This window comes from Burkholderia sola, assembly GCF_905400185.1.
Taxonomy (GTDB): domain Bacteria; phylum Pseudomonadota; class Gammaproteobacteria; order Burkholderiales; family Burkholderiaceae; genus Burkholderia; species Burkholderia sola.
Window position 1 is genome coordinate 2860212 of record NZ_FR989675.1, and the last position, 21238, is coordinate 2881449.

The window sequence follows — 21238 nt, forward strand, 5'->3', positions numbered from 1 at the left end:
GCCCGTCCGGTTCATTCCGGACGGGCTTTTTTTCGTCCGGCGCACATCGCGTTCGCGGCTTGTCGATCGGCGTGCCGCGCTTTTTTTCGCGTGCCACAATGGATGGCGTTTCGTCAGATGGAACCCGCCCGATGCCGCCCACCCCTGCCCTGCGCCGCCTGCTGACCCTCTATGCCGGCCTGATCGCCGCGAACGTCGCCGTCTGGCTGTGGGCGCTCGCGGTGCTGCACGACCATCCGCTGCTGCTCGGCACCGCGGCGATCGCATACGGGCTCGGGCTGCGTCATGCGGTCGACGCGGATCACATCGCCGCGATCGACGTCGCGACGCGCAAGCTGATGCAGGACGGCCAGCGTCCGGTGAGCGTCGGCCTGTTCTTTTCGCTCGGTCATTCGACGATCGTGATCGCGGCGACGCTCGGTATCGCGCTGACAGCGTTCGCGCTGCGCGACCGGTTCGATGCATTCCGCGAGATCGGCGGCACGATCGGCACGGCGGTATCGGCTACCTTCCTGCTGGTGCTCGCGTGCGTGAACCTGATGATCCTGCGCGACGTGTGGCGACGCTATCGCGGCGCGTCCGGGCACACGCACGACGGCGCGCACGAGCATCGTCCCGCCGGACTCGTATCGCGGTTGCTGCGCCCGCTGTTCCGGTTCGTGTCGAAGAGCTGGCACATGTATCCGGTCGGCGTGCTGTTCGGGCTCGGTTTCGATACTGCAACCGAAATCGGCCTGCTCGCGATCGCCGCCGCGCAGGCGAGCCAGGGGCTGCCGGTCTATACGGTCATGCTGTTTCCCGCGCTTTTCACCGCCGGCATGACGCTGATCGACTCGACCGACAACGTGCTGATGATTCAGGCATACGGCTGGGCAATGGACGATCCGCAGCGCAAGCTGCTCTACAACGCGAGCATCACGTTCGTCTCGGCGGCCGTCGCGCTGGCGATCGGCGGGATCGAGGCAGCCGGCCTGCTGGCCGACAAGCTGTCGCTGACGGGCCCCGTGCGCGACACGCTCGACGCGCTCGGCGAACGCTTCGGCTCGATCGGCTACGGCATCGTCGCGCTGTTCCTCGTCTGCTGGATCGCGTCGATCCTGTTCCACCGCTGGCAACGCGCGGCCGACGCGCCGGCGCGCTGAACGACTCCTCCGACGTTTCATTCCGGAAACAAAACGCTCCCCTACGACGTTGCATGCGCGGTCACGCGACTGCGCCCGCCTTTACCGACGGGCCCGAGCGGCCGATGGCACGAATCTCGCAGAGTGAGATTCGCACGGCGGGCCCGCGTGCCGATCCGCGTTCGCGGCTGACGTCCAGCGTCGGCCAGAAGGCGATCGGCCGACGATAGGACTACGAATCTTTTACGCCCCCCTGCACCACACGTAAATCGTCGCGCGGCTACGAGGCATCGCGCGCATGGGGAGGCCATGATGCATAAAACGAAACAACCGTTCCGCGCGGCGGGACGGCGCCCTCGTGCAACCTTGCTGGCCGTGGCCGCGTTCGCGTGCTGCTGCTCGTATGCGGTCGCACAGAACACGACGCCTGACGCCGCGCCCGACGCGAACGCCAGCGCGGACACCATCATGACGCTCGTCGAGAACGCATCGCCGTGCGCCGCCAATCCGGCTGCGTGCGCGGTACACGTGTATGCCGGCCGGGGCGTCGGTAATGGCGGCGCCGGTGCGGGCGGCAGCGGAAACGGAAACGGCGGCGGCACCGGGAATGGGAACGGTAGCGGCGGCAACAACGGGAACGGCGCCGTCGGACCTGCGGGTGTCGGCGGAACGACAGGCGGAACCTCCGGCAGTACGAACGGCACGGGCCGCGGAGGCAATGCGTCCGGGAACGGTGGTTCAGGTGGTGGGACTTCGGGTGGTGGGACTTCGGGTGGTGGGACTTCGGGTGGAGGCACCTCGGGTGGCGGCACTTCCGGTGGCGGCACTTCGGGTGGCGGTACCTCGGGTGGCGGTACCTCGGGTGGAGGCACCTCGGGTGGCGGCACTTCCGGTGGCGGCACTTCCGGTGGCGGCACTTCCGGTGGCGGCACTTCCGGTGGCGGCACTTCCGGTGGCGGTGGCCACGGTGGTGGTGGCGATGGTGACGGCGGCGGTCACGGTCATGGCGGCGGTCATGGCGACGGTGGCGGTCACGGCGACGGTGGCGGCCATGGTGACGGCGGTGGTCACGGCGACGGCGGCGGCCATGGTGACGGCGGTGGTCACGGCAACGGCGGCGGCCATGGCGATGGTGGCGGTCACGGCAACGGCGGCGGCCATGGCGATGGTGGCGGTCACGGCAACGGCGGCGGCCATGGCGATGGTGGCGGTCACGGCAACGGCGGTGGTCATGGTGGCGGCGGCGGTCACGGCAACGGCGGTGGCGGTGGCGGTGGCGGTGGCGGTGGCGGTGGCGGTGGCGGTGGCGGTGGCGGTGGCGGTGGCGGTGGCGGCGGTGGCAGCGGCGGCAGCGGCGGCAGCGGCGGCAGCGGCGGCGGCGGCAGCGGCGGCGGCAGCGGCGGCGGCAGCGGCGGCAGCGGCAGCGGCGGCGGCAGCGGCAGCGGCGGCAGCGGCAGCGGCAGCGGCAGCGGCGGCAGCGGCGGCAGCGGCGGCAGCGGCGGCGGCGGCGGCGGCCATGGTAACGGCGGAGGTGGCCACGGAAACGGCGGTGGTGGCGCGGGCAACGGCGGCGGTAACGGCAATGGCGCCGGTGGCAATGGCGGTGGAAACGGTAACGGCGGGAGCGGCGGAAGCGGCGGCGCCAACGGCACCGGCGGCCACGGCAATGGCGGCGGCAACGGTAACGGCAATGGCAGTGGCGGCGCCGGCAACGGCGGGGCCAACGGCGTCGGCAACGGCCGTGGCGCCGGCAACGGCAACGGCGGCGGTCCCGGCAACGGCGGATCGTCGGGCGGCCGCCACTGACCCGAAGCGTTGCCCGGCTGAAGTCGGTCAGAGCATCTCGAGCGCGCGCTTGCTGTGCGGCGGACGGAAATACGCGTCAAGCTGCGCGCGCTCGTCATCGCTGAACACGACATCGAGCGCGGCGCGGTTGTCGCGCACGTGCTCGATCCGCGACGCCTTCGGAATCGCGAATACACCCGGCTGCGCGAGCACCCATGCCAGTGCGACGCGCGTCACCGACACGCCGCGCAGCCGCGCGATGTCGTCGAGCGGCGAGCGTTTCGGCAGCCGCCCGTGATCGACCGGGCTGTACGCCATCGTCGGGATCCGACGATCGGCCAGCCACGGCAGCAGGTCGAACTCCGGACCGCGTCGCGCGATGTTGTAGAGAATCTGGTTGGTGGCGCACGCCCCGCCGCCCGCGTCGTCGACGAGTTCGGCCATGTCGGCCGTATCGAAGTTGCTCACGCCCCAGTGCCGGATCTTGCCCGCACGCTGCAACGCGTTGAAACCCTCGACCGTTTCCGCGAGCGGCACCGAACCGCGCCAGTGCAGCAGGTACAGGTCGAGGCGATCGGTACGCAGGCGCTTGAGGCTCGCGTCGCACGCGGCGGCGACGCCGCGCCGGCTCGCATGGTGCGGATAGACCTTGCTGACGAGGAACACGTCGTCGCGCAGGCCCGCAAGCGCGTCACCGACCAGTTCCTCGGTCGCGCCGTCGCCGTACATCTCCGCGGTATCGACCAACGTCATTCCGAGCTCGACGCCCTCGCGCAGCGCGGCGATCTCGTCCGCGCGCCGCGCCGGCCGCTCCCCCATTTCCCAGGTGCCCAGGCCCAGCTTCGGAATCGTCTCGCCGTTCGGCAAAACGACCGTGGCGATCGTGTCTGTCATGCGTTTCCTCGTGGCGGATTCGTGGCCGCACACCGCGGCCGAAGCATCGGATACGACGCATCAGTGTAGTCAATCGGTGCGCCCCCGGCCTATTACGCGGCAAAAACCGGCTATAACGGCGCGGCATGATGACTTAGAATGGCCGCAACCTGATCGATACCCATTGTATGAAGGCACCCACGGACGACCGCTGGCAGGACCTGCGCCCCGACCCCGACAACGATACGCCGCTCTACCTGCAGCTCGCCCGCAAGCTCGGCGATGCGATCCACGACAACCGCTGGACGGCCGGCGAGGCGCTGCCGTCCGAGCGCGTGTTGTCCGAAGCGCTCGGCGTGTCGCGCATCACCGCGCGCAAGGCGATCGCGCTGCTCGTCGAGCAAGGCCTGATCCGTCGCACGCAGGGCGCCGGCAACTTCATCCAGCCGCGCTACGAGGATCCGCTGTCGCGGCTGTCGAGCTTCAGCGAAATGCTCGAGCGCCGCGGCTTCAAGCCGAGCTCGCAGTGGCTAGCGCGCGAAATTCAGCCCGCGAACCGCGACGAAGTGATCCAGCTCGGGCTGTCGCCGGCCGCATCGGTAACACGCCTGAAACGTCTGCGTCTCGCCGACGGCATCGTGATGGCCGTCGAGAATTCGACGTTCCCCGCGACGCTGATTCCCGATCCGCAGGCGATCGTCGGCTCGCTGTACAGCTATCTCGAAGCGCGCGGCACGCCGATCGTGCGCGCGCTGCAGCATTTCCGCGCGGTCAACGCGACCGACGAGATCGCCGAGCAGATGGGCATCGCCCCGCACGACGCGCTGCTGCTGATCACGCGGATCGGCTATACGTCCGACCAGCGCGCGATCGAACTGACCGATACCTACTGCCGCAACGACTACTACGATTTCGTCGTCGAACTGCGCAAGTAACGCGACGCGCGTCGCCGGCGCTCACAGCCAGCGCGCGTCGTCGGTGCCGAGCGGCACGGGCGGCCGCGCGAACGACGGCGGCGTCGCCGACAGTCGCTCGGCCGGCCGCACGGTGTCGAGCACGCCGAACGGCGACGCGATGCGGTCGATCCGGTCGCGCACGTCGGCCAACGCGAGATCGGGCGCGTGCAACCCGTCCGGCACCGCGCCGAACGACTGCAGCCAGCGCCCCGTCTGCGCGAGCGACATCCGCACGTGCCAGCTTCCCCCTTCGCGCGCCCGCCGCGCGAGCGCGATCATCGCGCCGAACGCCGCGAGATACCCCGTTGCATGATCGAGCGCCTGGCACGGCAGATGGCGCGGCCCGCGCGCCTGCACGGCCTGCTGCTCCTGCCATGCGATTCCGCTCGCCGACTGCACGAGGCTGTCGAACCCGCGCCGCTTCGCCCATGGCCCTGCATGCCCGTACGCCGACACCGACACGTAGACGATGCCGGGCCGCCGTTCGGCCAATGCCTGCGGCGCGAAACCGCGCGCCGCGAGCGCGCCGGGCCGGTACGACTGCAGAAACACGTCCGCCTCGCGCGCGAGCGCGCGCAGCGTATCGACGCCTGCCGCGTCGCGCAGATCGATCCGCGTCGAGCGCTTGCCACGCCCGTTGTCGATCACGAGCGGCGCGATGTTCGGCAGGTGCGGACCGTTGACGAGCAGCGTCTGCGCGCCGTGGGACGCCAGCGTGCGGCCCGCGACCGGCCCCGCGATGATGCGCGTGAGATCGAGCACGCGCACACCGGCCAGCGGCTGGCCGGCTTCGCCGCGGCCGATCGGCTCGGCCGGTGCGTCGCCGATCCGCTCGATCTCGAACAGCGGCAGCGACGCGATCGCGTGCGCCTGCTCGTGCGCCGCCCATTCATCAGGGGTTCTGATCAATGCCGCGCACAGGCCGGCGTCGGCCAGCGCGGTATCGAGCGCCTCGCCGTCCCACGTATGGATCGCGGCGGCGACGTCGGCGGGCCGCGGGCCGCAGCCGAGCACGTCGAGAATGCCGTGCAAATGATGCGGGAAATTCGCGTGCAGCTGAATCCATCGTCCGTCACCCGTCTCGAAGAAGCCGGTCACCGGATGGCGCAGCTCCGGCGGCGGCCCGTCGTCCACGCGCAGGTAGCGTTCGCTGCGGAACGCCACGAGCGCGTCGCGCACCGATACGTCGACCGATTGCGCCACGCCCGTTCGCAGCCGATGGCATTCCGCTGCCGCGAGCCCGGCCGCGGCGATCGTCGCGGCAGCGAGCGTGCCGACATGAAACGTCGACGGCAGCGTCGGGTCCTGCCCCGTCACGGTCGTGCGGGCCAGCGCGTCGCGCTCGCCACGTGCGAGTTGCCAAAGATGCGCCAATGCGGATTCGGGTGTCATGGTGGAGGAGACGCCGTTGAGGAGACGGAATCGAGTCTAGAATTGGCGACAGGCGCGATCAATCTTGATTGCGCGAATCAATACATAACGAATAGTCGTAACGGGCCCGCGCTTCATGCGCGGCGACAGGAGCCACCGGCATGACATCCGTCAGTGCGCAGGAAGCCGCGGGCATGCTCGGCGTCAGCGTGAGCACGCTCTACGCGTACGTGAGCCGCGGCCTGCTGCGCTCGCTGCCCGACGGCGCGACGAAGCGCCGCCGCTACGACGCCAACGAGGTGCGCCTGCTCGCGCGCCGCCGCGCCGACGCGAAACGCGCGGGCGGTGTCGCCGAACGTTCGCTCGACTGGGGTGTGCCCGTCCTGGAATCGCGGATCACGCAGATCGCCGACGGCCGCCTGCGCTACCGCGGCGTCGATGCACTCGCGCTGGCCGACGCGGCGACGCTCGAAGAAACGGCCGCGCGGCTGTGGGACTGTCCGCCCGCGCGGCTGGCCGCCGCGTCGCTCGCTTCCAGCGGTTTCGATGCGGCGCAGTGGGACGACTGTGCGCGTCGCTGGGCGCATCTCGCACCGCTCGAACGCACGCTGGTGCTGCTGCCGGCCGCGGCCGCGGCCGCATCGCTGCCGCGCCTGTGGGCGCAAGGGCGCGATGCGCAGCTCGATGCCGCGGCGCTGCTGCTGCGCATCGCGACGGCTGCGCTCGCCGGCATCGCGCCGGGCGACGCGCCCGTGCACCGCCAGCTCGCGGCCGCGTGGCGCGTGCGGCGGCGCAACGAAGCCGACCTGCTGCGGCGTGCGCTCGTGTTGTGCGCCGATCACGAACTGAATCCGTCGACCTTCGCGGTGCGCTGCATCGCATCGACCGGCACCCATCTGTTCGGTGCGATCTCGGGCGGGCTCGCGGCGCTGTCGGGGCCGCGTCACGGCGGCGAGACGTTCCGCGCGGGCACGCTGCTCGACGAAGCGGCCCGCGCCGCTGATCTCGATCGCTACCTCGCGCTGCGGCTGGCGCACGACGAACGCGCGGACGGCGGGCGCACGGCCCTGTCCGGCTTCGCGCACCCGCTGTACCCCGACGGCGACCCGCGCGCACGGGCGCTGCTCGATGCGCTGCATGCGACGGCGCCCGACCGGCCGGCGCTGCGCGCGGCGCGCGCGCTCGCCGCACGCGTCGATGCGGCGACGGGCCTGCGGCCGACGATCGATTTCGCGCTCGCGGTGCTGGAGCGCACGCTCGCGCTGCCCGACGGCGCGGCGTTCACGCTGTTCGCGGCCGGCCGCACGGCCGGCTGGATCGCGCACGCGCTCGAACAGTACGCGGACGGAAAGCTGATCCGGCCGCGCGCACGCTACGTCGGCAGCGACGCGGCCGGGTGACGCCGGCCGTCACGCCATGCGGCGAACGGGCGCCACCACGCGGGCGCGGTGCGCACGGCCGGCACCGCCAATGGCCCGAACGCGAACGTCGCGCCACGCGGCCCGGCGCTGACCCACGCGCGCGTGCCGGGCAGCAACGTCAACGATTCGCCCGCGCCCAGCCAGTGATCGTCTGACCGGCCCTCGACGGTCACCCACACGTCGCCTTCGGCCACTTCGAGCAGCGTACGATCGACGATCCGCCACCGTCCGGCCGGCTCGTCGCCGTCCATTACGTAAAGTCGCAGTTCGCGCATCGCAGCCTCCTGGTCGCACCGGTTCGATGACACCAGTATTTCGGAGAGCGGCCGCACCCGGACAGATACGGCCGCGTACAGTTCCGGCTGAACTGTACTGGCCGCCCGACGGGGACAGGCAGCCGGCCGCCGCGCCGGCCCGGTCCGGCCGGAACCGCACGACATACCGCGCAGAACCTGCACGGCGCGGCGGCTTTCCCTACAATGTCGGCTGTCCCGCGCCACCGCCCCCGCCGTCATGTTCCAAAGCCCGCCCGCCGCCGCTCCCGGCGAAAAAAACCTCACCGTGATGCTCTGGCTCGTTGCGACGGGCTTCTTCATGCAGACGCTCGACGCGACGATCGTCAACACGGCGCTGCCGTCGATGGCCGCGAGCCTCGGCGAATCGCCGCTGCGGATGCAATCGGTCGTGATCGCGTACTCGCTGACGATGGCGGTGATGATCCCCGTGTCGGGCTGGCTCGCCGATACGTTCGGCACGCGGCGCGTGTTCTTCAGCGCGATCCTGGTGTTCTCGCTCGGCTCGCTGCTGTGCGCGAACGCCCATACGCTGACGCAGCTCGTCGCGTTCCGCGTCGTGCAGGGCGTCGGCGGCGCGATGCTGCTGCCGGTCGGGCGGCTCGCGGTGCTGCGCACGTTCCCGGCCGAGCGCTACCTGCCCGCGCTGTCGTTCGTCGCGATTCCGGGCCTGATCGGCCCGCTGATCGGGCCGACGCTCGGCGGCTGGCTCGTGAAGATCGCGTCGTGGCACTGGATCTTCCTGATCAACGTGCCGGTCGGCGTCGCGGGCTGCATCGCGACCTTCTATTCGATGCCCGATTCGCGCAACCCGGCCGCCGGCCGCTTCGACCTGAAGGGCTATCTGCTGCTGACGATCGGGATGGTCGCGATCTCGCTGTCGCTCGACGGGCTCGCCGATCTCGGCATGCAGCACGCGGCCGTGCTGGTGCTGCTGATCCTGAGCCTCGCGTGCTTCGTCGCGTACGGGCTGTATGCGGTGCGCGCGCCGCAGCCGATCTTCTCGCTCGAGCTGTTCAAGATCCACACGTTCAGCGTCGGGCTGCTCGGCAACCTGTTCGCGCGGATCGGCAGCGGCGCGATGCCGTACCTGATCCCGCTGCTGCTGCAGGTGAGCCTCGGCTACTCGGCGTTCGAGGCCGGGCTGATGATGCTGCCGGTCGCGGCGGCCGGCATGTTCTCGAAGCGGATCATCACGCGCCTGATCACGCAGCACGGCTACCGCAAGGTGCTGCTCGCGAACACGATCATGGTCGGCGTGATGATGGCGAGCTTCGCGCTGATGCGCGACACGGTGCCGGTGTGGGTGAAGGTCGTGCATCTCGCGCTGTTCGGCGGCTTCAACTCGATGCAGTTCACCGCGATGAACACGCTGACGCTGAAGGATCTCGGCACCGGCGGCGCGAGCAGCGGCAACAGCCTGTTCTCGCTCGTGCAGATGCTGTCGATGAGCCTCGGCGTCACGGTCGCCGGCGCGCTGCTCGCGACGTTCACCGGCATGCTGCGCACCGTGACGCCGAGCAACACGCTGCCGGCGTTCCATGCGACGTTCGTCTGCGTCGGGATCATCACGGCCGCGTCCGCGTGGATCTTCGCGCAGCTCGCGCCCGAGATCCGCAGCACCGCGCGCAAGACCGACCCGTCCGAGCGCGCGTGACCGGCGGCGCGCGCCGAATCGGGCCCGCGCGCACCATCGCGGTGCAACGCGGCCCGGCACGCGTGCGCGTATCGACCGCGACCGGCGGCCGCACGTGGCGCCCTGCCGTGCATGCTTCTTGCTCGCCTATTCTGTAGGTAAACTGGCAGTCTTCCTTCGGCCGACATCATGAGCATGATCGAAATCGATCCCCCCGGCTTTCAGCCGCCCCGCCCGGTCGCCGGCGACGACGGGAACCGGCGCACCGTGCTGTACGGCGGCTACACCGTGTTCAGCGTGTTCCAGCCCGTTTTCTCGGTGTCGCACCGGCGCGCGATCGGCTATCACGCGTCGCTGCGCGCGCACGACGAGGAAAGCCGCCAGGTCGCGTCGCACGAGGTATTCACGCAGGCGGCGCGGCGCGGCGACCTGCTCGAGCTCGGCCGGCTCGCCGAATCGTTGCATCTCGGTAACTTCCACGCGTTCGACAGCCACGACGAATGGCTCTTCCTGAGCCTGCATCCGGCCGCGCTGATGGACACCGTCTACGGCGACGCGCTGCTCGCGAACCTGAAGGCGCTCGGGCTGCCGCCGCACCGCGTGGTGCTCGAGGTGCCCGAGCAGGCCGGCGGCGAGACGCCGCGCTATGCGGCGATCATCGACGGGCTGCGCAAGGCCGGCTTCCTGATCGCGCTCGTCGGGTTCGGCGCGAAGCACTCGAACGTCGATCGCGTGTGGCATCTGCATCCCGACATCGTCACGCTCGACCGCGGCATCCTCGCGCAGGCGAGCGAGCACTCGCATCTCGAACGCGTGCTGCCGGGGCTCGTGTCGCTGCTGCACGAATCCGGCCAGCTCGTGCTGATGGGCGGCCTCTCGACCGAACGCGACGCGCTGATCGCGCTCGAATGCGACGTCGATTTCGTGCAGGGTCAGTACTTCGCGGGGCCGAGCGTCGATCCCGTGCAGCCGCAGGCCGCCGCGGGCTGCATGGATACGCTGTCGGCCGCGCTGCGGCTGCGCGTCGCGCAGCGCGAGCGCACGCAGTCGGAACGGCTCGCGCCGTACGTCGCCGCACTCGAGGAAGCGAGCCGCCGGCTCGGCGCGGGCGAATCGCTCACCGATGCGGCCACCGCCGTGCTCGGGCTGCCCGAGACCGCGCGCTGCTTCCTGCTCGACGCGTCGGGCCGCCAGATCGGCGACAACGTGCTCGCGCGCGGCAGCGTGTCGCAACGCGCGAAGCGCTTCCGGCCGCTGCTGCATTCCGAAGGCGCGAGCTGGGAACGCCGCCCGTATTTCATCGACGCGATGCGCGCGCCGGGCCGCGTGCACCTGACGCCGCCCTACCTGTCGATCAACGAGGCGCACCTGTGCGTGACCGCGTCGATCGCCGCGCCGGCCGCGACCGGCATGCAGGTGCTCTGCGTCGACATCAACTGGGAAGCAGCGCTCAGCCGCGAGTAAGCGCGCCGGCGCGCCGCGTTCACGCGTCGCCGGCCGCCTTGCGCACGATCAGCCGGTGCACGCGCTTGCCGGACGACGCGCTGACGACTTCGTGTTCGTCGATCACCTGCACGCCGGCGCCCAGCGCCGCATGCATCCGCGCCGAGTCGAGCGGCGTATAGAGGCGGCCGCGCTCGTCGCGCAACACGCCGTGTCCGGCCACCCGCCAGCTCAGGTACAACGTGCCGCCCGGCATCAGCAGATCGGCCAGCCGCGCGGCGGCGGCCGCCGCGTCCGCCTGTTCGAGATGCATGACGACCGTTTCGCACAGCACGTTGCGAAACGCGCCGGACGGTACGCCGGCCAGCGCCGGCAGCGCGGTCAGCTCGAAAGTCAGCCCGCGATGGCGACGCCGCGCCTCGTCGAGCAGCGCGGCGCTCGCGTCGTAGCCGCGCACGTCGAAGCCGCGCGACGCGAGCCAGGCCGTGTCGCGCCCCGCCCCGCAGCCGACGTCGGCGGTCGGTCCCGGCGTGAAATACTGTTCGAGCAGCGCGTACATGTCGTCGGGCGCGGCCGGGTCGAGCCAGTCCTGCGCGTATTGCGCGGCATGGGTGTCGTAGGCATCGAGAGTCGGGCGATCCGCCATGGCGAGTGCTCCGCAAAGGCGTCGTATGACGCACTCCGCATCTTAGTCGCTGCGCGCGGCCCGCGCCGACCGGGTTCGCGCGACGCCGGTCTACGGGGCCGGCACGTGGCCCGCACGCGGCGCCTGCGCGGTCAGATCGGCCCACCGCGTATCGCCGCGCCAAGCCCGACGCGCCGTCGCGCGTTCGGCGTCGTGGACGCGCCCGCGCCGAACACGCAGACCGGCCCGGCCGGCCCGTCAGACATGCGAATGCGCACCGCCATGCACGGGACCGGCGCGCCGCTCGACTTCGCGGCGCACGTCGCCGCGCAGTCCCGCGAAAAACGCGACCTCGGCGACGACGAACAACGGCCCGACGATCAGGCCGACCAGATCGTCGACGAATGCCGGCTTGCGGCCTTCGAACCAGTGCCCGACGAACTGCACGATCCAGCCGACGACGAACGCGCCGACGCCGATCGCGAGCCATTGCGCGGTCGGCAGCGGCGCCAGCGACTGCGCGGCCCACAGGCCGAGCGCGAGCAGCACGGTCATCACGATCCCGAACCGCAGGTCGAGACGCAGGTAGAACAGCGCGGACACGACGGCGAGCAGCAGCGCCGGCGACAGCGCGATGCCGGCCAGCATCCCGAGCGCCGGCCGCGACAGCAGCACCTCGACCGCGAACACGATCATCGGGATGCCGACCAGATGCGTCGCGATGTTGCGCGCGTCGCGATGGTAGGCCGCATACTGGGAAAGATGGTCTTCGAGGGTCTTCATCGCGTCTCCTGATCGGTTGTTGAGCGCTATGATGCGCGTCACGCCCGAGAACCTCTGTCAGCTACCCGACATCGCGTGCCCATGCCTGCCTCGCTCGCCCCATACCTGCAGCAGCTCGAAGCGAACCCGTGGTTCGCCGCGCTGCCGCCCGCGTTGCGCGCGGAGCTGATCGCCCGCGCGACGCTGCGCCGGCTGCCGTCCGGCCACGCGCTGTTCCGGCGCGGCGACCCGCCGTGCGGACTGTACGCGGTCCTGGCCGGTTCACTCACGATAGGTGCGGTCGATCCGCAGGGCAAGGAGACGCTGCTGACGGTGACCGAGCCCGTCACGTGGTTCGGCGAGATCGCGTTGTTCGACGGCCAGCCGCGCACGCACGACGCGATCGCGCTCGACGACGCGCTGCTGCTGCACGTGCCGCAGGCCGGGCTGCTCGCGATCCTCGAGACGACGCCGCAATACTGGCGGCAGTTCGCGCTGCTGATGGCGCAAAAGCTGCGCCTGAGCTTCCTGACCGTCGAATCGATGAGCGTGATGCCGGCCGCGCAGCGGCTCGCCGCGCGGCTGCTGATGATCGCCGAAGGCTACGGCGGCATCAGCGCCGGGCGCACGCACATCCGGCTGTCGCAGGAAACGCTCGCGTCGATGCTGTCGCTGACGCGGCAGACCACCAACCAGTTGCTGAAGGCGCTTCAGGCGGATGGCGTCGTGCGGCTGCACGTCGGCGAGATCGAACTCGTGGACATCGACGCATTGCGCCGCGCGAGCGGGCTCGGCGACGGCCCGTACTGAACGACGCGCAACGACATCTATCGGCCGCGATTGGCCGCGATTGGCGCCATGCGCTGCCCGCGGCCGCCGAGTTGCGCTATCGTGGCGACTCGTTCCGTCCGCCGCGCGCACCGCCTTGAACACGTCGACCGTCCCCGCCTCCGCCCGCCATCCGTGGCCCGTCTTCATCGCATTCCTGCGGCTCGGCCTCACGTCGTTCGGCGGCCCGGTCGCGCATCTCGGCTACTTTCGCGCGGAATTCGTCACGCGGCGCGGCTGGCTCACCGAGCGCACCTATGCCGATCTCGTCGGGCTGTGCCAGTTCCTGCCGGGGCCCGCGAGCAGCCAGGTCGGGATGGCGATCGGTCTCGCGCGTGCCGGCTATGCGGGCATGTTCGCCGCGTGGCTCGGTTTCACGCTGCCGTCGGCGCTGCTGATGATGCTGTTCGCGCTCGGCGTTCACGCAACGGGCGCGCCGATCGAAGCCGGCGCGTTGCACGGGCTGCGCATCGTGTCGGTCGCGGTGATCGTGCAGGCCGTGTGGGGCATGGCGCGCACGCTGTGCCCGGATGCGCGGCGCGTCACGCTGATGGCCGCGGCCGCGTGCGTCGCGCTGCTCGCGCCGGCTGCGTGGATGCAGGTCGCGGTGATCGTCGTGGCCGGCGCGGCCGGTCTCGTGCTGCTGCCGCAACCGGCACGCGATGCACACGAACCGTTGCCGCTGCACGTGTCGCGCCACGCGGGCGTGCTGTGGCTCGCGCTGTTCGCGGCGCTGCTCGTCGCGCTGCCGTCCGCAGCCCGCGCGCTGCGCTCGGATACGCTCGCTGTCGTCGACGCATTCTTCCGCACGGGTGCGCTTGTGTTCGGCGGCGGCCACGTGGTGCTGCCGCTGCTGCAGGCGGCCGTGGTCGCACCCGGCTGGGTCGGCGATTCGGCGTTTCTCGCCGGGTATGGCGTCGCACAGGCCGTGCCGGGGCCGCTGTTCACGTTCTCGGCATTCCTCGGTGCGTCGCTGCGCGATGCGCCGAACGGCTGGCTCGGCGGCACGCTCGCACTCGTGTCGATCTTCGCGCCGTCGTTCCTGCTCATCGCCGGCACCGCGCCGTTCTGGGAGCGCCTGCGCCGCAGCGCGCACATGCAGGCCGCGCTCGCCGGCGTGAACGCGGCCGTCGTCGGGCTGCTGCTCGCCGCGCTCTATCATCCGGTCTGGACCGACACGATCGTCGCGCCGCGCGACCTGGCCGCCGCGCTGGTCGCGTTCGTCGCGCTGGTGTTCTGGCGCGTGCCGCCGTGGGCCGTGGTGATCGCGAGCGCGGCGCTCGGCTGGCTGCTCGGCACGGCCGGCTGAGCCAGCGAACGCCGCACGTTCGGGCCGCGCAAAAAACAAAAAGCCCTCGAAACGAGGGCTTTGCTTCGATGCCGCGCGCCGTGGCGGCGCGCAGGCGCCGGACTTACGCGAAGTTCTTCGCGGCGAAGTCCCAGTTCACGATGTTCCAGAACGCTTCGACGAACTTCGGACGCGCGTTGCGGTAGTCGATGTAGTACGCGTGTTCCCACACGTCGATCGTCAGCAGCGCCTTGTCGGCGGTCGTCAGCGGCGTGGCGGCGTTGCTCGTCGACACGATGTCGAGCGAACCGTCGGCCTTCTTCACGAGCCATGCCCAGCCCGAACCGAACGTGCCGACCGCGGCCTTCGTGAACGCTTCCTTGAATGCGTCGTACGAACCCCACTTCGCGTTGATCGCATCGCCCAGCGCGCCCGTCGGTGCGCCGCCGCCGTTCGGCGACAGGCTGTTCCAGAAGAACGTGTGGTTCCAGATTTGCGCGGCGTTGTTGAAGATGCCGCCCGACGACTTCTTCACGATCTCTTCCAGCGGCAGGTTTTCGAATTCCGTGCCCGGGATCAGATTGTTCAGGTTCGTCACATAAGCCTGATGGTGCTTGCCGTAGTGGTACTCGATCGTCTCTTTCGAGATGGTCGGCGCGAGTGCGTCTTCAGCGTACGGGAGCGGCGGGAGCGAATGAGCCATGGCGATTCCTTCGTTGAGTATGTAGGGAGGCTGTGTTGGATGCTGCCGAGCGTCCGATTGTAGGCGAGGACGAATAACCCCGCAAACTCACGGGCCATTTATCCGCGGTATGCGGAAAAGCGCTGCTGGCGCAACGCCGGGCAGGACGAGCCCGACGATGCGCAGCATCCGTTCCCGCCGCGATGCGCGTGTTGCGACGACACGCGTTTCGCTTGGCACCCGTTACGTCAGATCGTATCCGTCAGCCGTGGCTGCACGTCGGCGAGCGACACGTCGGCCGAGCCTTCGGCGAGATGCACGGTCAGGCGCCGCTGCGGCTTCAGCGCGTTCGGTGCGCGCACCGCGCGGCCCGTCTGCGCATCGATCAGCGCCGCATAGCCGCGCTCGAGCGTGCGCTGCGGGCTCAGCACCTCGAGCCGTGCCGCACAGGCCGACACACGCGCGGTGTCGCGTTCGTGACGGCGCTGCACCGCGCTCGCGAGACGTTGCGACAGCCCGGCGAGCGCGTGGCGCGCCTGGGACGGATCGGGCCGCGCGCGCTGCCAGCGCAGTTGCGCGAGCGCGAAACGCGCACGTGCATCGCGCACCGGCCGCGATGCCGCGGACGCGAGCCGCACCGCGAGCTGCTCGACGTGCGTGCGCTGCCGCTGCAGCCGCTCGGCCGGGCTCACGAGCCGCCGCGCAAGCCAGTCGAGCTGCTGCGCGCGCTGTTCGAGCCGGCGCGCCATGCCGCGCGCGAGCGCGCGCTGGCGCTCGTCGACCTCGCGCAGCAGCAGCGCGCGCTGCGGGCTCGCGAGTTCGGCCGCGCCAGTGGGCGTCGGCGCGCGCAGGTCGGCCGCGAAGTCCGCGATCGTGAAATCGGTTTCGTGCCCGACGCCGCTGACGACCGGCAGCTCGCTCGCTGCGATCGCGCGCGCCAGCGCCTCGTCGTTGAACGACCACAGATCCTCGATCGAGCCGCCGCCGCGACACACCAGCAGCACGTCGACCTCGCGCCGCGCGTTCGCGGTCGCAACTGCGGCGACGAGCTTTTCGGCGGAGCCGGCGCCCTGCACGGGGGCCGGATAGACGATCACCGGAATGTGCGGCGCGCGGCGGGCGAGCGTGGTCAGCACGTCGCGCAATGCGGCGGCCTGCAGCGACGTGACGATGCCGATCGCGCGCGGATGGGCCGGCAGCGGCCGCTTGCGCTCGGCGGCGAACAGGCCCTCGCCTTCGAGCTGCGCCTTCAGCCGCAGGAACGCTTCGTACAGGCGCCCCTGCCCGGTGCGCCGCACGGCTTCGACGTTGAGCTGCACCTCGCCGCGCGGCTCGTACATCGTGACGACCGCGCGCACCTCGATGCGGTCGCCTTCGCGCGGCGTGAGTTCCGCGTACTGCGCGCGGCCGCGGAACATCACGCAACGCATCTGCGCCTGCTGGTCCTTGATCGAGAAATACCAGTGGCCGCTCGCGGCGCGCGTGAAATTCGACACTTCGCCGGCAATCCACAGCAGCGGAAACGAACGCTCGAGCATCGTCGAGATCGCACGATTGAGCGCCGAAACGGGAATCACTTCGTCGCCGCCGCGCGTGGCGCCGGGTGCGGAAAAAGGAGAATCGGAAAGCATGGGCGGTCGGATGAATGCTGGCGGCGTCACGATAGTCCGACGCGCGCGCGGCGTCCAGCGCCGCCGCATTCGCCACCGTGCGCGGAAGGTGTCCACACTCTGGCATTCGTCCGCGTAAAACGCCCGGAAACCGCGAAAAAAGCCAGACGATTCTTCGCAACACGTTGATTTTTATAATCTTTTAAACCTTTCGAAATGATTCTCATCCGATTCGATGCCCGCCGGGCGGGCGTTTGACACGATCGACCGGCGAGTTTTTCACAGAGTTATCCACAGGCCGTCGCGATCCGGCCCCGCGCGCCGCGGCGGCCGGTCGCGCTTGCCGCGCCGGCGTGCGGCGCGCTAGAGTGCCGCCTTCCACGGACCCCGCGGCATGCGCCGCCCAATGGAGAACCCGCCTTGACGAATCCGTCCCTCGCCGCGGCGCCCGACGCGCCGCGCCCGGCCCGATGAGCGCGCCCGGCGGCCCGCTCGCGCGACTCGAAGCGCGCCTGACGCGCGAATGGCAGCGGCGCGGCGCGCTCGCGTGGGCGCTCACGCCGTTCGCCTGCGTGTTCGGCCTGGGCGCGGCGCTGCGGCGCACCGCTTACGCGCAAGGCTGGAAGCAGCCGGTCGACGTCGGCGTGCCCGTCGTCGTGGTCGGCAACGTGACCGTCGGCGGCACCGGCAAGACGCCGACCGTGATCGCGCTCGTCGACGCGCTGCGCGCGGCCGGCTTCACGCCCGGCGTCGTGTCGCGCGGCTACGGCGCGAACGTGAAGGCGCCGACGGCCGTCACGCCGGCGTCTCGCCCGGGCGCGGCCGGCGACGAACCGCTGCTGATCGCGCGCCGCACCGGCGCGCCCGTGTGGGTGTGCCCGGACCGCGTCGCGGCCGTGCAGGCGCTGCGCGCCGCGCATCCGGACGTCGACGTGATCGTCAGCGACGACGGCCTGCAGCACTACCGCCTCGCGCGCACCGTCGAGCTCGTCGTATTCGACCACCGGCTCGGCGGCAACGGCTTCCTGCTGCCGGCCGGCCCGCTGCGCGAGCCGCTGTCGCGGCATCGCGACGCGACGCTCATCAACGATCCGTACAGCGGCGCGCTGCCGCCGTGGCCCGACACCTACGCGCTCGCGCTGACGCCGGGCGCCGCATGGCACCTCGACCAGCCCGCGCTGCGCCGCCCGCTGTCGCAATTCGCGAACGAACGCGTGCTCGCCGCGGCCGGCATCGGCGCGCCGGAACGCTTCTTCGCGACGCTGCGCGCGGCCGGCCTCTCGCCGGCGACCCGCGCGCTGCCCGACCATTACGCGTTCGCCGACAATCCGTTCGTCGACGATGCCGTCGATGCGATCCTGATCACCGAGAAGGATGCAGTAAAATTGGGCGCTTCCTGGCGCGACGCCCGACTGTGGGTAGTCCCCGTCGAAGCCGCGCTCGACCCTCGCCTCATTGCCCTCGTTGTGGAGAAACTCCGTGGACGCTCGCCTGCTTGAAATCATTGTGTGCCCTATCTGCAAAGGCCCGCTCCACTACGACCGTGCCGCGCAGGAGCTGATCTGCAACGCGGACAAGCTCGCGTACCCGATCCGCGACGGCATCCCGGTGATGCTCGTCGACGAAGCGCGCCAGACCGTCGAAGGCACGCCGGTCGATCCGGCCGGCCGCTGAACCGCCGCGCCGCTCGCCCGGCGCACCGATTCGACACTGGCGGCCCGGCCCCGGCCGGGTCGCCGCCCTCCGCCGGGCGACCGGCTTCCGGCGTCGCCCGCCCCGTCCTTCCCAGCGCTCCCCGATGACTCAGCCGCAACCCTTCATCGCCGTCATTCCCGCCCGGCTCGCGTCGACGCGGCTCCCGAACAAGCCGCTCGCCGATCTCGGCGGCAAGCCGATGGTCGTGCGTGTCGCCGAACGCGCGCGCGAAGCGGGCGCGCAGCAGGTGCTCGTCGCATCCGATGCGCAGAGCGTGCTCGACGCGGCGCGCGATCACGGCTTCGAAGCGGTGCTCACCCGCGCCGATCATCCGTCCGGCACCGACCGGCTCGCGGAAGTCGCGGCGGCCTTCGGCTGGCGCGACGACACCGTCGTCGTCAACGTGCAAGGCGACGAACCGCTGATCGACCCCGCGCTCGTCCGCGACGTAGCGTCGCACCTGGCCGCCCATCCGGCGTGCGCGATCGCGACCGCGGCCCATCCGATCCACGACGCGGCCGACGTGTTCAACCCGAACGTCGTGAAGGTCGCGCTCGACGCGCAGAGCGTCGCGCTGTACTTCTCGCGCGCGCCAATTCCGTGGAGCCGCGACGCGTACCAGCCGCACTGGCCCGACGTCTCAGCCATGCCAGCACCGGCTTTCCCGGTCTACCGGCACATCGGCCTCTATGCGTATCGCGCGCGTTTCCTGCGCACCTATCCGTCGCTCGCGCAGGCGCCGATCGAACAGGCCGAGCAGCTCGAACAGCTGCGCGCGCTGTGGCACGGCGAGCGCATCGCAGTGCTGATCACCGAGTCCGCGCCCGAAGCCGGCATCGACACGCCGGCCGATCTCGCGCGCGTGCAGGCCCTTTTTCAGCCGGGTTCAAAATAACCCGTGGCATAATCAGGCGATTGTGCGAGCCGTCCGCGACCAGCGCGTCCTCGCTTGACCCCGCCCGTGGCCCTGCCGGCAGCCGCGCGTCACTCGAACCGACGCGCCGCATCAGACCGGTCCGCCACGCGCCGTGCAAGCCCCGCGCCCGCCGTCGCCGACGCCTTTGAGTCTCGCCACACGAATCTACATACTTGGAGATATCACCATGCGTTTGATCCTGTTGGGCGCGCCCGGCGCGGGAAAGGGCACCCAGGCAAACTTCATCAAGGAAAAATTCGGGATTCCGCAAATCTCGACCGGCGACATGCTGCGTGCGGCCGTCAAGGCCGGCACGCCGCTCGGCGTCGAGGCGAAGGGCTACATGGATGCCGGCAAGCTCGTGCCGGACGCGCTGATCATCGGTCTCGTCAAGGAACGCCTGAAGGAATCCGACTGCGCGAACGGCTATCTGTTCGACGGCTTCCCGCGCACGATCGCGCAGGCTGACGCGATGAAGGACGCCGGCGTCGCGATCGACTACGTGCTCGAGATCGACGTCCCGTTCTCGGAAATCATCGAGCGCATGAGCGGCCGCCGCACGCACCCGGCATCGGGCCGCACGTACCACGTCAAGTTCAACCCGCCGAAGGTCGAAGGGCACGACGACGTGACGGGCGAACCGCTGATCCAGCGCGACGACGACAAGGAAGAAACTGTCAAAAAGCGTCTCGAAGTATACGAAGCGCAGACCAAGCCGCTGATCACGTACTACGGCGACTGGGCGCAGCGCGGCGAGGAAAACGGTTTGAAGGCGCCGCAGTATCGCAAGATCTCGGGCCTCGGAACCGTCGACGAAATCCGCGAGCGCGCGTTTGACGCACTGAAGTAAGCAGCGCGTCGCGCACCCGCAAGCCGCCCGTTCCGGGCGGCTTTTTTTCGCCTGCCGCGACGTGCACGCGCGTGCGCGTGTCGCCGCCGCAAGCGTCCGAGGCTCGACGGCGAAGTGATTCGCGTGGGCGGCGCGATCCGGATGCAGCCGAAGTAGCAACGGCACGCGTGCAAGAAAAACGCCCGCGATGCGGGCGTTCTTTCCGTGTGCGGGCAAGGGCGTGCCGGCGCGCTCAATCCTCGCCGTCGCGCTGCATCCGCTGCCGCAATTCGCTGACCTGCGACTCGACGACGGTCGCGTCTTCCGCCTCCGGCCGCTCGCCGAGATACTGCTCGAGATCCTCGAGCGCGGGACGCAGGTAATCGAGCCGCGCATACGCGAAGCCGCGGTCGCGCACCTCGTCGAGCTGCTCGGGCAACAGGATCACGAGCCGCTGCTGCACCGCGAGCAGCCGCTGCCAGCGCTCCGTCTGCAGATAGATCGTCTTCAGGTTGCGCAGCATCCGCGCGATGATCTCGCGGCTCGTCGCCGGCTGCAGCAGCGCGCGCAACGCGCTGTCGACGGCGCCGGCCGCGCGCGCGACGTACGGCTCGAGCATCTCGACCATCTCGGCTTCGGACAGCGAATGGCCGTTGGTCGGATCGATGATCAGGTCGCCGTCCGGCAGCGTCACGCGCAGCAGGAAATGGCCGGGAAACGACACGCCGCGCGCCGGCACGCCGATCTGCTCGGCGAGCTCCAGGTACAGCACCGACAGCGAGATCGGGATCCCGCGGCGCCGTTTCAGCACGGCGTTCAGGTGGCTGTTATCGGGGTCGTAGTAATCGTTGTGATTGCACGCGAAGCCGAGCTCGCGGAAGAAGAAGTCGTTCAGCGCGGCGACGCGGCCCTTCAGGTCCGTATCGTCGGCGAGCCGCCGGCGCAGCCGCGCCGCCAGCATGTCGAGTTCGGCCAGCGTGCCCTGCAGGTCGAGGTCGGGATACGCGTCCTGCGCCAGCGACAGCGCGGCTTCCGTGACGGGCAGACTGTCGTCGTCCGCCACGAGCGTGCTGAAGTAGTCGAGGACGCGGGTCATTGCGGTCG

The 21238-nt window shown here is 70.4% G+C and carries 20 protein-coding genes; 11 read left to right on the forward strand and 9 right to left on the reverse strand.

The genetic code is table 11. The features are described from left to right. Positions 1-131 precede the first annotated feature (131 nt). Positions 132-1142, forward strand: coding sequence for a HoxN/HupN/NixA family nickel/cobalt transporter (locus tag KR541_RS13200; protein WP_176016093.1), 1011 nt, complete (start codon positions 132-134; stop codon positions 1140-1142). A gap of 717 nt (positions 1143-1859) precedes the next feature. Here KR541_RS13200 and KR541_RS37030 read toward each other — a convergent pair. Both KR541_RS37030 and KR541_RS13210 read right to left on the reverse strand, forming a co-directional pair. Further along, positions 1860-2924 carry a hypothetical protein gene (locus KR541_RS37030; RefSeq protein ID WP_216092355.1) on the reverse strand — a complete coding sequence of 355 codons (1065 nt, stop codon included), beginning with the start codon at positions 2922-2924 and terminating at the stop codon, positions 1860-1862. A gap of 30 nt (positions 2925-2954) precedes the next feature. Then, entirely contained in the window at positions 2955-3800 is an 846-nt protein-coding gene (locus KR541_RS13210; RefSeq protein WP_216089581.1) for an aldo/keto reductase, read from the reverse strand. Positions 3801-3967: 167 nt separating this feature from the next. Here KR541_RS13210 and KR541_RS13215 point away from each other — a divergent pair, with 167 nt between their 5' ends. After that, a complete protein-coding gene (locus KR541_RS13215) occupies positions 3968-4714 on the forward strand; it encodes a GntR family transcriptional regulator (RefSeq protein ID WP_006489667.1) in 747 nt (248 codons plus the stop codon). A gap of 21 nt (positions 4715-4735) precedes the next feature. Here KR541_RS13215 and KR541_RS13220 read toward each other — a convergent pair whose 3' ends face one another. Continuing rightward, positions 4736-6127: a CoA transferase gene (locus tag KR541_RS13220; RefSeq protein WP_050017086.1), complete on the reverse strand. Its 1392-nt coding sequence runs from the start codon at positions 6125-6127 to the stop codon at positions 4736-4738. Between the two features lie 140 nt (positions 6128-6267). On the opposite strand from KR541_RS13220, the gene KR541_RS13225 reads away from it, so the two are divergent. Continuing rightward, complete coding sequence (locus KR541_RS13225; RefSeq protein WP_050017084.1) at positions 6268-7506, forward strand: citrate/2-methylcitrate synthase; 1239 nt, start codon at positions 6268-6270, stop codon at positions 7504-7506. Here KR541_RS13225 and KR541_RS13230 read toward each other — a convergent pair. Then, the gene (locus tag KR541_RS13230; RefSeq protein WP_050017082.1) at positions 7479-7802 is read right to left on the reverse strand and encodes a DUF2917 domain-containing protein; all 324 of its coding nucleotides are present in this window, start codon (positions 7800-7802) and stop codon (positions 7479-7481) included. The genes KR541_RS13225 and KR541_RS13230 overlap by 28 nt on opposite strands. A gap of 238 nt (positions 7803-8040) precedes the next feature. Between KR541_RS13230 and mdtD the strand changes: the two genes are divergently transcribed. Both mdtD and KR541_RS13240 read left to right on the forward strand, forming a co-directional pair. After that, on the forward strand, positions 8041-9477 hold the full coding sequence (mdtD, locus tag KR541_RS13235; protein WP_050017080.1) for a multidrug transporter subunit MdtD: 1437 nt from the start codon (positions 8041-8043) through the stop codon (positions 9475-9477). A 168-nt stretch (positions 9478-9645) separates the two neighbouring features. Then, positions 9646-10920: an EAL domain-containing protein gene (locus KR541_RS13240; protein ID WP_050017078.1), complete on the forward strand. Its 1275-nt coding sequence runs from the start codon at positions 9646-9648 to the stop codon at positions 10918-10920. 19 nt (positions 10921-10939) lie between these two features. Here KR541_RS13240 and KR541_RS13245 read toward each other — a convergent pair whose 3' ends face one another. After that, positions 10940-11545 carry a class I SAM-dependent methyltransferase gene (locus KR541_RS13245; RefSeq protein ID WP_050017076.1) on the reverse strand — a complete coding sequence of 202 codons (606 nt, stop codon included), beginning with the start codon at positions 11543-11545 and terminating at the stop codon, positions 10940-10942. A 237-nt stretch (positions 11546-11782) separates the two neighbouring features. Beyond that, on the reverse strand, positions 11783-12307 hold the full coding sequence (locus tag KR541_RS13250; RefSeq protein ID WP_050017073.1) for an Mpo1 family 2-hydroxy fatty acid dioxygenase: 525 nt from the start codon (positions 12305-12307) through the stop codon (positions 11783-11785). An 81-nt stretch (positions 12308-12388) separates the two neighbouring features. On the opposite strand from KR541_RS13250, the gene KR541_RS13255 reads away from it, so the two are divergent. Both KR541_RS13255 and chrA read left to right on the forward strand, forming a co-directional pair. Further along, positions 12389-13096, forward strand: a complete 708-nt coding sequence (locus tag KR541_RS13255) for a Crp/Fnr family transcriptional regulator (protein ID WP_216089582.1) — start codon at positions 12389-12391, stop codon at positions 13094-13096. Between the two features lie 115 nt (positions 13097-13211). Continuing rightward, the gene (gene chrA / locus KR541_RS13260) at positions 13212-14423 is read left to right on the forward strand and encodes a chromate efflux transporter (RefSeq protein WP_050017070.1); all 1212 of its coding nucleotides are present in this window, start codon (positions 13212-13214) and stop codon (positions 14421-14423) included. A 103-nt stretch (positions 14424-14526) separates the two neighbouring features. Here the strand turns inward: chrA and sodB are convergent, their stop codons facing one another. After that, positions 14527-15105 carry a superoxide dismutase [Fe] gene (sodB, locus tag KR541_RS13265; protein ID WP_050017068.1) on the reverse strand — a complete coding sequence of 193 codons (579 nt, stop codon included), beginning with the start codon at positions 15103-15105 and terminating at the stop codon, positions 14527-14529. A gap of 227 nt (positions 15106-15332) precedes the next feature. Next, entirely contained in the window at positions 15333-16715 is a 1383-nt protein-coding gene (gene xseA / locus KR541_RS13270; protein WP_050017067.1) for an exodeoxyribonuclease VII large subunit, read from the reverse strand. A 449-nt stretch (positions 16716-17164) separates the two neighbouring features. Between xseA and lpxK the strand changes: the two genes are divergently transcribed. The 4 genes from lpxK to adk all read left to right on the forward strand — a co-directional run bounded on the left by lpxK (position 17165) and on the right by adk (position 20155). After that, positions 17165-18193, forward strand: coding sequence for a tetraacyldisaccharide 4'-kinase (gene lpxK, locus KR541_RS13275; protein ID WP_050017065.1), 1029 nt, complete (start codon positions 17165-17167; stop codon positions 18191-18193). Beyond that, positions 18174-18368, forward strand: a complete 195-nt coding sequence (locus KR541_RS13280; RefSeq protein ID WP_006482216.1) for a Trm112 family protein — start codon at positions 18174-18176, stop codon at positions 18366-18368. Before lpxK ends, KR541_RS13280 begins: the two co-directional genes overlap by 20 nt. A 124-nt stretch (positions 18369-18492) precedes the next feature. Next, positions 18493-19284 (forward strand): 3-deoxy-manno-octulosonate cytidylyltransferase, encoded by a 792-nt coding sequence (kdsB, locus tag KR541_RS13285; protein ID WP_050017063.1) that lies wholly within the window; start codon positions 18493-18495, stop codon positions 19282-19284. A gap of 208 nt (positions 19285-19492) precedes the next feature. Beyond that, positions 19493-20155 (forward strand): adenylate kinase, encoded by a 663-nt coding sequence (adk, locus tag KR541_RS13290; RefSeq protein ID WP_050017061.1) that lies wholly within the window; start codon positions 19493-19495, stop codon positions 20153-20155. A gap of 232 nt (positions 20156-20387) precedes the next feature. Here adk and KR541_RS13295 read toward each other — a convergent pair whose 3' ends face one another. Beyond that, complete coding sequence (locus tag KR541_RS13295) at positions 20388-21230, reverse strand: SirB1 family protein (protein ID WP_011546044.1); 843 nt, start codon at positions 21228-21230, stop codon at positions 20388-20390. Between the last annotated feature and the right edge of the window lie 8 nt (positions 21231-21238).